We start from the raw sequence: 13,348 nt of genomic DNA on the forward strand, positions 1-13,348 counted from the left end.
TTGCGGGGCAGAAGCGGCCCGAACGAGGCGTTTGCTCGCGTTGCGAAGGTCTCGCTCGCGATGCGATTTGTGCGTTGCATTGCGCCCGAAAAGCTACCCTGCCGCGGCCTTGGGATCGTCCTTGTCGTCCTCGATCAGTTCCGGGCCGTCATCCTTGGCAGCGGACTTTTTCGCCGGGGCCTTCTTCTTGGTCGCGGTCTTTTTCGCCGCCGTCTTCTTGGCTGCAGGCTTCTTCTTCGCCGGGGCCTTCTTCTTGGGTTTCTTGGCGTTGATGAGTTCGACCGCCTCTTCCAGCGTTACGGCATCCTTGTCGATGCTCTCAGGCAGCGTGGCGTTGGTCTTTTCCCATTTGACGTAAGGCCCGTAGCGGCCTTCGTAGACGCCGATCACGCCGCCGTCAGGGTGTTCGCCAAGCTCGCGGATCGGCTTGGCTGCCGCGCGCCCGCCGCCGCGCGCGTTCTTCTGGGCGATGAGTTCCACCGCGCGGTTCATGCCGAGGGTCAGAACCTCTTCCGGATCCTTCAGAGACGCGTAGGTCTTGCCATGCTTGACGTAAGGTCCGAAGCGGCCAATGGCGGTTTCGACCTTCTCACCGTCCTCGGGGTGCATGCCGACGAGACGCGGCAGCGAGAGAAGCTCGAGTGCGCGCTTGAGATCCACGACGTCGGGGTCCATGCCCTTGGGAATGGAGGAGCGCTTGGGCTTCTTGTTTTCCTCGGTGACCTCGCCGAGCTGGACATAGAGGCCGTAGGGTCCGCGGCGCATGGTGACCTTCTCGCCGTCGTCATTGTAGCCCAACAGCTTGCCATCGGGGCCGCCGATATCGGCATCCCCATCCGTGTCGCCCGAGAGGGGGCGTGTGTAGCGGCATTCGGGGTAGTTCGAGCAGCCGATGAAGGCGCCGCCCGAGCGTGCGGTGCGCAAGCTGAGCCGGCCATCCCCGCAGGACTTGCAGCGGCGCGGCTCCGGGTCCTCGGGGGTCGCCGGGAAGAGGTGGGGTTCGAGAACCTCGTTGATCTTCTCGAGCACTTCCGTGATGCGCAGCCCCTCGGTGGCGCCAAGCGCTTTCGAGAAGTCGGTCCAGAAGTTCGAGAGCAGATGCTTGTAATCCTCGTCGCCGGTGGTCACCCGGTCGAGGTCTTCCTCGAGGTTGGCGGTGAAGTTGTAGTCGAGATAGCGCCCGAAATAGTTTTCGAGGAAAGCGGTGACGAGCCGGCCCTTGTCCTCGGGGTAGAGGCGATTCTTCTCCTTGCGCACATAGGCGCGCTCCTGGATCGTCGAAACGATGGAAGCATACGTGGAGGGCCGGCCGATGCCGAGCTCTTCCATGCGCTTGACCAGCGTCGCCTCGGTGTAGCGTGGTGGCGGCTGGGTGAAGTGCTGTTCGGGGGTGACGCTCTTCTGCGGCGTGCGGTCGCCCTGGGCGATCTGCGGCAGGCGACGGTCGTCGTCGTTGTCCGCATCGAGATCCACGTCGTCGCGGCCCTCGAAATAGACCTTGAGGAAGCCATCGAATGTCACGACCTGGCCGGTGGCGCGCAGGCCCACGACCTTGTCCGACGCGCCGATCTCGACCGTGGTGCGTTCGAAGCGCGCGGCCTCCATCTGGGAGGCGATGGAGCGTTTCCAGATCAGTTCGTAGAGCTTGTACTGGTCGGGCTCGAGCCGGCCGATGTCACCTGGTGCGCGGTTCATGTCCGTCGGGCGGATACACTCGTGCGCTTCCTGGGCGTTTTTCGCCTTGTTCTTGTACATGCGCGGCGATTTCGGCAGGTAGTTCTCGCCGTAGCGCGCCTTGATGGCGTCGCGCGCGGCCATCACGGCCTCGGGGGCCATGTCGATGCCGTCGGTTCGCATGTAGGTGATGAAGCCGGCTTCGTAGAGCCGCTGCGCCGTGCTCATGGTCTGGCGCGCGCCCATGCCGAACTTGCGGCTGGCCTCCTGCTGGAGCGTGGAGGTCATGAAGGGGGCTGCCGGATTGCGGGTCGCGGGCTTTGCCTCGACGGATGCCACGGAGAGGTCGCGCGCGCTGATCTTCGCCACCGCGTCCTTTGCAGCGGCTTCATCGGCGAGGTCGAACTTGTCGAGCTTCTTGCCATCGAGCGTGGTGAGCCGAGCCTCGAAGGTTTCGCCCCTGGGTGTTTCGAGGAGTGCCTTGACGGTCCAGTATTCGCGGGCCTTGAAGGCCTCGATTTCCATCTCGCGCTCGACGATGAGGCGCAGCGAGACCGACTGCACGCGGCCGGCCGATTTCGCGCCCGGAAGCTTGCGCCAGAGCACGGGGGAGAGCTTGAAGCCCACGAGGTAGTCGAGTGCACGGCGGGCGAGGTAGGCGTGGACCAGTTCCATGTCCACGTCGCGCGGATTTTCCATCGCGGTGGTCACGGCGGACTTGGTGATCGCGTTGAAGACGACGCGGGCGACCTCGGTGTCCTTCTTGATCGCGCGGCGTTTGGTCAGCGCTTCCAGAAGATGCCAGGAAATCGCCTCGCCTTCGCGGTCGGGGTCGGTCGCGAGAATGAGCTTACCGTCATCCTTGAGCGCTTCCGCGATGGCGCGGACATGCTTCTGGCTCTCGGACGCGACCTCCCATTTCATCTCGAAATCGTGTTCGGGATCCACGGAGCCGTCCTTGGGCGGCAGGTCGCGGACATGCCCGTAGGAGGCCAGAACCGTGTAGTCGGACCCGAGATACTTGTTGATTGTCTTTGCCTTGGCAGGCGACTCGACGACGACAACGGCCATTAAACATCTCCCGCCCCGCCCAAAAACCCCGGCGGGGGCCGGGCGGTTACATGCGGGCCGGGGCGGGGCTTGTCAACCGGAAGGCGGAAGCGCGGGCTCGAATCTGCCGGGTGGTGGCGCTGCCTTTCGCGGTTCGACGACTGGTTGACCCGGCTCATGCGAGGCTGATGAGGCCGCCGGGATGGCGTCGGATGAGGCCCGAAAGCTCGAGATCGGTCAGTTCGGCCGCAAGGCGCGCGGCACTCTGGCCCAGCTCGCGGGCAAGCGCGTGTTCCGGGATCGGCACTGGCCCCAGCAGCGTGAGGATGCCGGCGGGCTCGGGCGGGGTGGAGGGTGCGGCCTTCGGGGGCGATTGGGGGCTTTCGATGCTGCGGGGGACCGTCTTCTCCGGTTCGGCCGAAGGGGTGTAGCGGGGTGACGCAGGCGCGCCCTGGGCCAGCGTTTCGGCGACATCCTCGCCCGACCGGACGAGAACTGCTCCGTCGCGGATGAGCTGGTTGCAGCCGCCCGCGCGCGGGTCGAGCGGGCTTCCCGGAACGGCCATGACTTCGCGGCCTTGGTCGAGCGCATTGCGCGCCGTGATGAGGCTCCCGGAGCGCAGGGCGCCCTCGATCACGACGATGCCCTGTGCGATGCCGGAGATGATGCGGTTGCGGCGTGGAAAATCCTTGGCGCGCGGCTCGTGGCCCATGGGCATTTCGCTGAGGCGGAGGCCGCTTTCGGGGATCTGGCGTGCAAGCTCGGCGTTGCTGGGCGGGTAGATCGTGTCGACGCCGCCGGCCTGGACCGCGATCGTGCCGGTCTCGAGCGCTGCGCGGTGCGCGGCGGCGTCCACGCCACGCGCCAGCCCCGAGACGATGCCGTAGCCGATCTGGCCCAATTCGCTTGCGAGCCGGGCTGCCATGCGACATCCGAGTGCGGAGGCGTTGCGTGCGCCCACGAGGCCCACCTGCGGCTGGTTCAGCAGTTGCGGGTTGCCGATGGCCCAGAGTAGCGGCGGCGCGTCGGATATGGTGGCGAGGAGCGCAGGGTAGTCTTCGGCCCCAAGGAGCAGGGGGAAGGCACTTGCTTCCATTGCGGCTTCCCATTCCGTTTCCACGCTGGAACGGCTGGCCAGCGCATAGTAACGGCTGCCAGACCGGGCGGCGATTTCGGGCAGCGCCTCTAGCGCCGCGCTCGCCGATCCATGGGCGCGGATCAGCCGGATGAAGGTTGTGGGGCCAACGCGGGGCGAGCGGAAGAGTTGCAACCAGTCGAGCCGTCCTTCTTCCGAGCGGGGAAGGGCTTCGGTCGGGATCTTGCCCGAACTGGGCTCGGCATGGTCGGGCATCGGTGTGGCTCCGGGGTTCGGCTTTCCCCTGCCATCGGTGCGTTAACACCCTGTGAACGTGAGCGCGTGGCGTTGCCTGCGGAGTGCGCGGGGAGGGCGGCCAAATGGCAAAAAGGCCATCGGCATTCGAACTGTCGTAATGTGACGCATCTCCTCGAACGGGGTCGGTTTCGTCCCGGTCGGGCAGACGCAATCAATCCGAGACATGGCAGTTTGGTCTGGTCGGCGGCGGGTTGTTCCGGTCTTGCCGCGGTGGCCGGGAGCTTGCCCGCGCGCAGCCGTGCGCCGCCCAAAAAGGGGGCGCGCGGTTCGGGGCAGGCAGAAATTCCCGACCGGAATACCGGCATTTGGCCGCGCCAGGGCGTATCGAGAGGAAACAGGTTTGGCTGAAGAAGTTACGACGGGTGCAACGCTCACCTTCATGAACGACGGCGACGGGATCACAATCGATCCGGCAACGGGTGCCGTGAACATCTTGTCCGGTGCCGAGCGCAGCAGCATCGGGGTGAAGGTCAGCTTCCAGGCGACCGAAGACGCGGAAGCGCAGGAATTCATGGTCGCCATCACCGATCTCACGGCTGCCAAATCCGCGCTGACCAGTTTCGACGACGAGGCGTCCCTCGCGACCATGAACTATCTGGGCTATCTCGCGCCGGAATGGACCCTGGTGACGGAGGGCGAGCACACGTTCGGCCGGCTCATCCCCGACAGCAATTCGCGCGCCCACGGTGACTGGTCGCGCGCGATGGGTGACGGGCTCTACCGCTGCCTCGTGCGCTGGGCCTGGGATGACCTGGAATACAGCCTCGACCGGCGATTCAGCTTCGGCGCGCGCGTGGCCAAGGTCGGCGCGGATTGGTTTGGCATCCGGGTCGATGCCTATGAGAATTCGATCGGTGAGCGGAAGCTGCACCTGCGCGAATACACCGGCGAGAAGGGCAAGACCGTTGCGCTCGCGACCGCGGAAGTCGGCTGGGAGCACGGTGAATGGCAGTGGTTCGAGGTCGAGGTTCTCGGTGATACGGTCAAGGCCCGGCTCTACCCGGAGACGTCTTCTGCTCCCGACTGGCAGGTCACGGCCACCACCAGCCAGGGCGAGCTTTCCGAACTTGAATCGGGCGCGTTCGGACCCGGCGGTTTCCCGGCACTGAACGAAAGCCCGGTGATCGACGTGCGCGAGATCTCCTACGAGCCGGTCATTCACTAGAGACGGCCCTGCCGTCCAAGGCTGGAGGTTGAATTTCGGGAGTATCCGGTGCAGCGAAGGGTGCGGCGTTCAATGGACGCTGCACCCTTCTTGCGTTTTTTCCGATTGCTGCCAACTGGAGACCCGGATTGCTCGATACCTCGCCCGCCTATGCCGACCTGATGCGTCATTTCCGGCGCATGGCCGCCCTTGAACATGTTCTGGGATTGCTGAACTGGGACCAGGAGACCCAGATGCCGCCGAAGGGCGGGGATATCCGGGTCGAGGAAGTCGGAGCGGTGGCAGCAGCGCACCATGCCGCGCTCTGCGACCCGAGGATCGAGGACTGGGCGGCGTCCTGCGGCGCGGCGGAACCGGGCAGCTGGGCGGAGGCGCATGTGGCAGAGGCCCTGCGGCTTCACCGCCGGGCCGTGCGGCTTCCTGCAACGCTGGCCGAGGACCTCGCGCGGCAATCGGCCCGTGCCCAGATGATCTGGGAAAAGGCGCGGCCCACGTCCGATCTAGGGGTTTTCCTGCCCGAGCTTGGCAAGCTCGTGGCGCTGAAGCGGCAGGAGGCGGAGTGCCTGCGCGAAAGTGACCAGCCCGCCTATGACGCGCTGCTGGCCGAGTTCGAGCCGGGTGCCTCATCTGCGGAGATCGAAGCGGTTTTCACCCGGCTGCGGGCGGCGCTCGTATCGCTTCGGGCCCGGATCGAGGCGGCAGGCGGTGCATCGGGCGAACTTTCGGGGTCATTCCCGGCAGAGCAACAATTGGCCCTGGCTCACCGTGTCGCCGGGCTCTTCGGCTACGATTGGGCAGCAGGGCGGCTCGATCTCGCCGTCCATCCGTCAAGTTCGGGAACGGGGGGCGATGTCAGGATCACCACGCGGATCGACGAGGCCAATCCGCAGGACTGTTTCTATTCCACGATCCACGAGGTAGGTCACGCCGTCTACGAACAGGGGTTGGATCCGGAGCAACTGCTTCTGCCCGCGGGCGGCCATGCCTCGATGGGCGTGCACGAATCACAATCGCGACTGTTCGAGAACCAGCTTGGGCGCAGCCGCGCGTTCTGCGAGTGGCTCTATCCCGCCATGACTGCAACTTTCGGCGAAACGGGACTGAGCAGCCCGGAAGCGCTTTACCGGGCGGTCAATGCGGTGCGGACCGGCTTCATCCGCACCGAGGCCGACGAGGTGCATTACAACCTCCACATCATGATGCGCTTCGACCTGGAACGGGACCTGATTTCAGGTGCGCTGGACGTTTCGGATCTTCCTGAGGCGTGGAATTCCCGCTTCGAGGCGGATTTCGGCATGAAGGTGCCTGATGCGGCGCGGGGCTGCATGCAGGACGTGCATTGGTCCGCCGGGCTCTTCGGATATTTTCCGACCTACGCGCTGGGCAACATCTATGCGGGAGAGCTTCACGCGGCCCTGAGGCGAGACATGCCTGATCTCGATACCGCGCTCGGCGCGGGTGAGATCGGTGGGGTGCGCGACTGGCTCGGGGCCCGCATCCATCGCTTGGGCCGAAAGCACGCACCGGCCGCTCTCATCGCGGCGGCCTGCGGAGCCGAACCCAGCGAGGGTGCGCTGCTGGGCTATCTCGAAGAGAAATACTGGGCGCTCTATGGAGTTTGACCCCGGGTCGAGTTAATAGGAAGCAAATTCAGAGATTTAGGCGCATTTTCCGAACCGCTCTCAACCGGTTCTTCAACCCCCTTGGCGAAACTGTCTGCACGGGGGGCGGGGCACGAGGATGAGGGGGACGGTAATGGCTTATCCTGTCAGTGGCGGTCTGACGCCAGAGTTTGCATATGATTTTCACCCGGTCTTTCCGGCCCGGCTCTTTGAACTGCGCGACATTCGCGCCGTGCTGAAAGAGGCCGGTGTCGCTCTTGACAGCAAGGAGAACCGGATGCCGGTCTTCCGGCACGGTGCCGCGCGGCTCGCCTTCGCGGAAGCGGCCGATCGGGTGAAGGAAGCGATGTGGAACGCGGGTTGGGGCCTCAATGCCGAATTCGGGGATGAGGACGGAAGCGAGGACAATCGCGCCGAGAGGTTGGCTGCCCGGATCCGCGAGAAGATCGCAGCCGAACGCGCGGGCCTCATTTCGCATCGCGCAATGCTCCATGGAATCAAGCAGCTTCATCGCTTCGAGGGCGAACGCATGAAGGGCCGAATGATCGATCCGGGGGCCCTGCGGGACCATGAGGGAGAGAGCCGCACCGGATCGACCACCCTCAAACCGCTGGACATCTGGCGGGCGCAGGTGCTGATCAACAGCGCCGATCAGGCGCACTGCCAGTAGCGAGCAGGCGACTGCGTGGGGGGGGGCGCAGTGTTCATGCGAGGCCTCATCCAGTTCATCCGAAAGGCTTGAGGCTCGCCCGAGAGCCCTCTACCAATGCTGCGGAACGTGGCAGGTGCGGGGCAGGGCATGGAAAAGCGCAGGCTTGGAGCGGGTGGGCCGATGGTGTCGCCGATCGGTATCGGCGCGATGTCCTTCGCGGGCGTCTATGGCAATGCGACAGAGGACGCCGCCCACGCCATCCTCGACGCGGCGCTGGAGCTTGGCATCGACCATATCGACACGTCGAACGTCTACGGCATGGGCCGGTCCGAGGAGATAATCGGTCGGTTTCTCGCGCGCCATGGCGGAGCGGCGCAGGAGGTCTTCAGGATTGCCACCAAGGCCGGGATCACGTCCGACCCGGAAACCGGGCAGCGGTGCTTCGACAACGCCCCAGAACATCTCGAGGCGGAGATCGACGGCAGCCTGAAGCGCCTGGGGCTCGACCGCGTCGATCTTTTCTACGTGCATCGCTGGGACCGGCGCATTCCGATCGAGGAGGTGACGGGCACACTCGTGCGGCTGATGGAGAAGGGCAAGATCCGATCCTTCGGGTTTTCCGAGATTGCACCCTCGAGCCTGCGTGATGCGGCGGCGGTGCATCCGGTTGCGGCGGTTCAGTCGGAATACTCGCTTTCGACACGCGCGCCGGAACTGGGGCTGGTGCAGGAATGCGCCCGGCTCGGAACGGCGCTGGTGGCATTCTGTCCGGTGGGCCGCGGGTTGCTGACCGATACGCCGCCGGCGCCGGAAAGGATTGCCGCATCAGGATTTCTTGCGGGGAATCCGAGGTTTGTCGAACCTTCCTACAGCAAGAACATCGCTGCGACGGACGAATTTCGGACCCTCGCGGCCGATCTCGGGGTGCCAACGGCCGCGCTCTCCATCGCCTGGCTGCTCTCCCGCGGCGAGGGTGTCATTCCGATCCCCGGCACGCGGTCGGTGGCGCATCTGAAGGAGCTGGCCGCCGGGGCGGATCTCAGGCTTTCGGACGGGGATCTCGCCCGGATCGAGGAGGTTCTGCCGGCGGGTTGGGCCCATGGCGATCGCTACACGGATGAGCAGTGGATCGGCGTGGCGCGTTATAGCTGAGGATCTCCCTGCGGGCCGCTCTGGCCCGCGTGCCATTCGGAGGGTGCGGCGGTTTCAACGAACCGGGTAGAGGATCGGGCCGAGGTCGCTGTCTTCCTCTACCTGCCAGCCGCGGTCTTCCAGTTCCGTGCGTGTGCGCTCCGAAACCTTGCCCGCGACCGTGAGCAGATGGGCGGCCTCGGGCTCTGCGTCAAATCGCGAAACGAACCCCTCGAGGCGTGGCGTCCAACTGAGGTAGTTTACTGGTGCCGGAACAATGACCTCGCCGCTTTCTGTCTGTCCGAAGGCGACGCCTTCTGCACGGATCTCGGTGAGCGGTTCTCTTTCGAGGTGATAACGCTTCAGCATTTCCACCGACTGGACCGCGAAGCGCGCCTGTCCCTCCGAGCCGACACCGAGCGCCAGCGGCAGCACTCCCGACCGGCCTTCGACGCCGTCGAGAGCCTGAAAAGAGGAGGCCAGCACCGCCTGCGCGCTCAGCGGATACCAGGCATGGCGCAACAGCCGGTCGGCTTCACCCTGGCTGGCCCCGGCCGAGAGCAGTGCCTGCTCGATCTCGACGCGAAGATCACCGGGCGGTGTATCCCAGACCCAGTCCGTCATGGTGGAGGTCGCGGAGATGAGCGCGCCGCCCGGGATCAGGCTCGTGACGATGTTGACCCCGAGCCCGCCCGCGAAGGCCGCCCAGGTGACGTCGTCGAGTTCCTGGTCCAGAACGGGGTTGGTGGTGTAGGGATCGACCCCCAACGCCTTGGCCAGGCGCCGGCGCTGCTCGTCAAAGCCAAGGATGTTCACCGCGACGCTCCCTCCGGCGCGCGCAATCGCGCCTGGAAGGCTACCGCTTTCGGGCGCGGCGGCGGAAGGGTCTGACCCGCCGGGCAGGTCCGATGCGATCTCCTCGCCGACACCCGGTGTCCGCCCGTGCCGTGTATCGTCGAGCTTCTGGATGCCGGTTCGGACCGAGCGCCCCGTCCGGTCGAAGAAGCGCCCGACGCCCTCCGGCACGCCCGCGAGCGTCTCCCGCGGGCGCGTGGCCAGCGTGCGGAGGCCGCCGGCCGTATCCTTCGCGGTCTCTGCCGCGGCAGAGGCGAACTGGTCATCGTTCCGAACGTCCTCCAGCGCGGCGAGTGCGCGGATTTCATCGAGGCGCACGGCCAGCATTCCGGGGCCGGATGCAGTGAACGCGCCATAGGGCGACGAGATCGAAAAGGTCGCCATGAACCCGTCCGTGGGGACCTGATCCGCGATGGTGTAGGTCTCGCCTTCAAGAGGGATGTCGCCCGCGAGAACCTCCGCATCGAGTATCGGCGGTGTTTCGAAGTCCGTGGCGGCCTGGGCGGCGGGCCATCCGACCAGGGCGGCGGTCAGAATGGCGGGAAGCGCAACTCCGGTGCGCTTTCCTGATAAGAACGATGCCTTGCGCCTGAAGCCTGATGCGAGCATTTTCCTGTCCCGGTTTTCTTCAACCAGAGCGAATGTTCTCTCGCCCGGTGTTCGGGAAGGTATAGCGCGGCTGTCCGGCTCTCCGGAAGCCTCTAGTCCGTGACCGGCCGCCCCCAGAGGTCATACTCGGAGGCTTCCTCCACCTCGACGGTGAGGATGTCGCCGGGCTTCAGCCCTTCGAACGCCTCGTCGATGAAGAGATTGCCGTCGATTTCGGGTGCATCGGCCATGGTGCGACAGGTCGCAGCCTCGTCATCCACCTCATCAACAATCACTTCGAGCCGCTGGCCGACCTTCCGCGCGAGCTTCGCCTCGCTGATTCCCTGGGCCTTCTCCATGAAGCGCTCCCAGCGCTCCTGCTTGACCTCGGGCGCCACGTGATCGGGCAGATCATTGGCGCGTGCGCCGGCGACGTTCTCGTACTGGAAGCAGCCGACGCGATCGAGCTGCGCCTCGTCGAGCCAGTCGAGCAGGTGCTGGAACTCCGTCTCCGTTTCGCCGGGGAAGCCGACGATGAAGGTGGAACGCAGGGTGATGTCGGGGCAGTCGGCGCGCCAGCGGGCGATCTCGGCCAGAGTGTCCGCGCTCTTGGCGGGCCGCGCCATGCGCTTGAGCACGTCCGGGTGGCTGTGCTGGAACGGGATGTCGAGATAGGGCAGCACGCGCCCTTCGGCCATCAGCGGAATCAGGTCACGCACATGCGGGTAGGGATAGACGTAGTGCAGACGCACCCACGCATCTAGTTCGCCGAGTTCTCTAGCGAGATCGGTGAGATGAGTGCGAACCTCGCGGCCTTTCCACGGATGGGTGTCGAACTTGCGGTCCAGCCCATAGGCAGAGGTGTCCTGGCTGATCACCAGTAGCTCGCGCACACCGGCCTCGACGAGCTTTTCGGCCTCCCGCAGCACGGCATGAACCGGGCGCGAGACGAGCTTTCCGCGCATGTCCGGGATGATGCAGAACTTGCACTTGTGGTTGCAACCCTCGGAAATCTTGAGATAACTGTAATGGCGCGGCGTCAAGTGCACGCTCTGGCCGGGCAGAAGGTCGATGAACGGGTCGGGCGCGGGCGGCACGGCGGAATGCACTGCGTCGAGCACCTGCTCATACTGGTGCGGCCCGGTGACGGCGAGCACGGAGGGGTGCGTGCCGCGGATATACTCTTCCTCGGCCCCAAGACAGCCGGTCACCAGAACGCGGCCGTTCTCGTTCAGTGCCTCGCCAATCGCTTCGAGGCTTTCGGCCTTGGCGCTGTCGAGAAAGCCGCAGGTGTTCACGATCACCGCATCGGCGCCAGCATAATCCGGTGAGATGGCATAGCCTTCCGCGCGCAGGCGCGTCAGGATGCGCTCGCTGTCCACCAGGGCCTTCGGACAGCCGAGCGAAACCATGCCGATTTTCGGCTGGCCGGGGCGGGCGGCATCGGTGAAGCGGGGCGCGGGCGCTAGGTCCGGGCGGAGATCGGGCGGATTCTGGGGCATGGAGCGGGCCTATACGGCAAATCGCCGCTCAGCGGAACGGGGAAAATACCGACAGGCGAACCTGTGATATGTTCCTGCACCGTTCCAGCTTTCACGGCAGGGGCTGTCTTGCCGCGTGTTCGGTCCGACGATTGGAACGCAAGGCCCTGAACAAGCGGCCGGAGACAGGGCGATTGACGGCTGGCCTTGCGTTGCGCAATTACGTTTCCTGAATGTGCGAGAGGCGAGATGAAACCTTTTCTGATCCTGCAACTGCGTCCGGAAGCGGTCGTTTCGGACGATGAGTATGCGGCGATTCTCGACAAGGGCGGTTTGACCGAGGATCGTGCGCATCGTGTCCGGCTCGATCAGGACAGGCTCCCGGAGGATCTCGATCTCGACCAGTATGCCGGTGTGATCGTGGGTGGCGGTCCGGGGTGCGTGAGCGACGCACCCGAGACGAAGAGCGAGATGGAGGCCCGTATCGAGACCGCGGTTCTCGGTCTCATGCCTGAAATCACGGGCCGGGACATTCCGTTTCTCGGGTGCTGCTATGGTATCGGCATCCTTGCCCATCATCTGGGCGCCGAGGTGAGCAAGGCGCGCTACGGCGAGGCCGTGGGCACGGCGTCCTGCGTGGTGACCCGCGAAGGGAAGGGCGATCCCATCATGATCGGTCTGCCCGACGGGTTCGATGCCTTCGTCGGCCACAAGGAGGCGGTGCAGGAGCTTCCCGAGGGTTGCGTGCATCTCCTCTCGTCGGAGACCTGTCCATTCCAGATGATCCGCTACGGGCGGAACGTCTATGCAACGCAGTTTCACCCGGAAGCAGATGCAGATGTCTTCGCGCTCAGGATCGAGGTCTATCGCGACAAGGGCTATTTTCCCCCAGGGGACGCGGCGCGCCTCATCGAAGCCTGCCGTGCAGCGGATGCAGGGATGTCCGCGCGGATCCTTCGAAACTTCACCGAACGCTACGGGTGAGCGCGGGTGCCTGCTTCGGGGATCACCTAAAGAGGGCGCGCGACGATACCGAACCTCTCAGCAATGCGACCCCATGCAGGCGTTCACCCGAGGCGAGCCCGTCGTGCATTGCTGGCTCATCCCGTTCTTGAAGCTGAGAAGATGCTCGAGCGGGGTATTGCTTTCGATGAGATCGGCAATGGTGATGTTGTCTAGCGAGGCATAGAAGGCCTCGAGCGCGCTGCTCAGGGCAACCTTCAGAAGGCAGAATTCGGCAAGCGGACAGGTGTTGCGGTCATCGTCGAAGCATTCGACGAAAGGAACGCCTTCTTCCAGCAGCCGGAACACCTCTCCGACGCGGATGTCTTGAGGCGCCCGGCCAAGGGTGACCCCGCCGTTTCGGCCGCGAAGTGTCCGCAGGAACCCCTTGTTGTTCAGAATGCTGATCACCTGGGCGAGGTGGTTTTCGGATACGTTGCACGTGGCCGCGATATCCGCCTTGCGCAGGGCGATCTCGGGGTTCAGGGCGCAACACATCAGGGTGCGCATTGCGATGTTTGTCTTGATGGTCAGGCGCATTGCACTGTCCGATCGTCATTTGATGCCAGGGAACGTCTTGTGGCAAGACTTAGGGCCGACAGCGGATGACGGCGTTGATCAAAGTCAATTGGTCGGGCGAAAAGTTGAATTTGCGATGCAGGGATGATGGCCGGGGTACGTCGGGGTGAACCAAGGCGTTGCTCGCCCTTGCCGGTTTGCTCGCATGCCGGAAGG

The 13,348-nt window shown here is 64.9% G+C and carries 10 protein-coding genes; 5 read left to right on the top strand and 5 right to left on the bottom strand.

Annotated features, from left to right (window positions below):
* Positions 1-93: 93 nt before the first annotated feature.
* On the bottom strand, positions 94-2,745 hold the full coding sequence (topA, locus tag ACP15W_RS00815) for a type I DNA topoisomerase (protein ID WP_424930926.1): 2,652 nt from the start codon (positions 2,743-2,745) through the stop codon (positions 94-96).
* A gap of 154 nt (positions 2,746-2,899) precedes the next feature.
* Positions 2,900-4,075 (bottom strand): DNA-processing protein DprA, encoded by a 1,176-nt coding sequence (gene dprA / locus ACP15W_RS00820; RefSeq protein ID WP_424930928.1) that lies wholly within the window; start codon positions 4,073-4,075, stop codon positions 2,900-2,902.
* Between the two features lie 382 nt (positions 4,076-4,457).
* Here dprA and ACP15W_RS00825 point away from each other — a divergent pair, with 382 nt between their 5' ends.
* From ACP15W_RS00825 to ACP15W_RS00840, 4 genes are all read left to right on the top strand, one after another.
* Positions 4,458-5,282, top strand: a complete 825-nt coding sequence (locus ACP15W_RS00825; protein ID WP_424930929.1) for a hypothetical protein — start codon at positions 4,458-4,460, stop codon at positions 5,280-5,282.
* 161 nt (positions 5,283-5,443) lie between these two features.
* A complete protein-coding gene (locus ACP15W_RS00830; RefSeq protein WP_424931587.1) occupies positions 5,444-6,904 on the top strand; it encodes a carboxypeptidase M32 in 1,461 nt (486 codons plus the stop codon).
* Between the two features lie 133 nt (positions 6,905-7,037).
* A complete protein-coding gene (locus ACP15W_RS00835) occupies positions 7,038-7,574 on the top strand; it encodes a hypothetical protein (RefSeq protein WP_424930930.1) in 537 nt (178 codons plus the stop codon).
* Between the two features lie 129 nt (positions 7,575-7,703).
* On the top strand, positions 7,704-8,708 hold the full coding sequence (locus ACP15W_RS00840) for an aldo/keto reductase (RefSeq protein ID WP_424931588.1): 1,005 nt from the start codon (positions 7,704-7,706) through the stop codon (positions 8,706-8,708).
* Between the two features lie 54 nt (positions 8,709-8,762).
* Here ACP15W_RS00840 and ACP15W_RS00845 read toward each other — a convergent pair whose 3' ends face one another.
* Together ACP15W_RS00845 and rimO are read right to left on the bottom strand one after the other, a co-directional pair.
* Complete coding sequence (locus ACP15W_RS00845; RefSeq protein WP_424930931.1) at positions 8,763-10,151, bottom strand: hypothetical protein; 1,389 nt, start codon at positions 10,149-10,151, stop codon at positions 8,763-8,765.
* 92 nt (positions 10,152-10,243) lie between these two features.
* Positions 10,244-11,632, bottom strand: coding sequence for a 30S ribosomal protein S12 methylthiotransferase RimO (gene rimO, locus ACP15W_RS00850; protein ID WP_424930932.1), 1,389 nt, complete (start codon positions 11,630-11,632; stop codon positions 10,244-10,246).
* A gap of 228 nt (positions 11,633-11,860) precedes the next feature.
* On the opposite strand from rimO, the gene ACP15W_RS00855 reads away from it, so the two are divergent.
* The gene (locus ACP15W_RS00855) at positions 11,861-12,595 is read left to right on the top strand and encodes a glutamine amidotransferase (protein ID WP_424930933.1); all 735 of its coding nucleotides are present in this window, start codon (positions 11,861-11,863) and stop codon (positions 12,593-12,595) included.
* Between the two features lie 57 nt (positions 12,596-12,652).
* Here ACP15W_RS00855 and ACP15W_RS00860 read toward each other — a convergent pair whose 3' ends face one another.
* Complete coding sequence (locus tag ACP15W_RS00860) at positions 12,653-13,153, bottom strand: RrF2 family transcriptional regulator (RefSeq protein ID WP_424930934.1); 501 nt, start codon at positions 13,151-13,153, stop codon at positions 12,653-12,655.
* Positions 13,154-13,348 lie beyond the last annotated feature (195 nt).

Origin of the sequence: Amaricoccus macauensis (assembly GCF_049800915.1) — a bacterium.
GTDB lineage: Bacteria > Pseudomonadota > Alphaproteobacteria > Rhodobacterales > Rhodobacteraceae > Amaricoccus > Amaricoccus macauensis_A.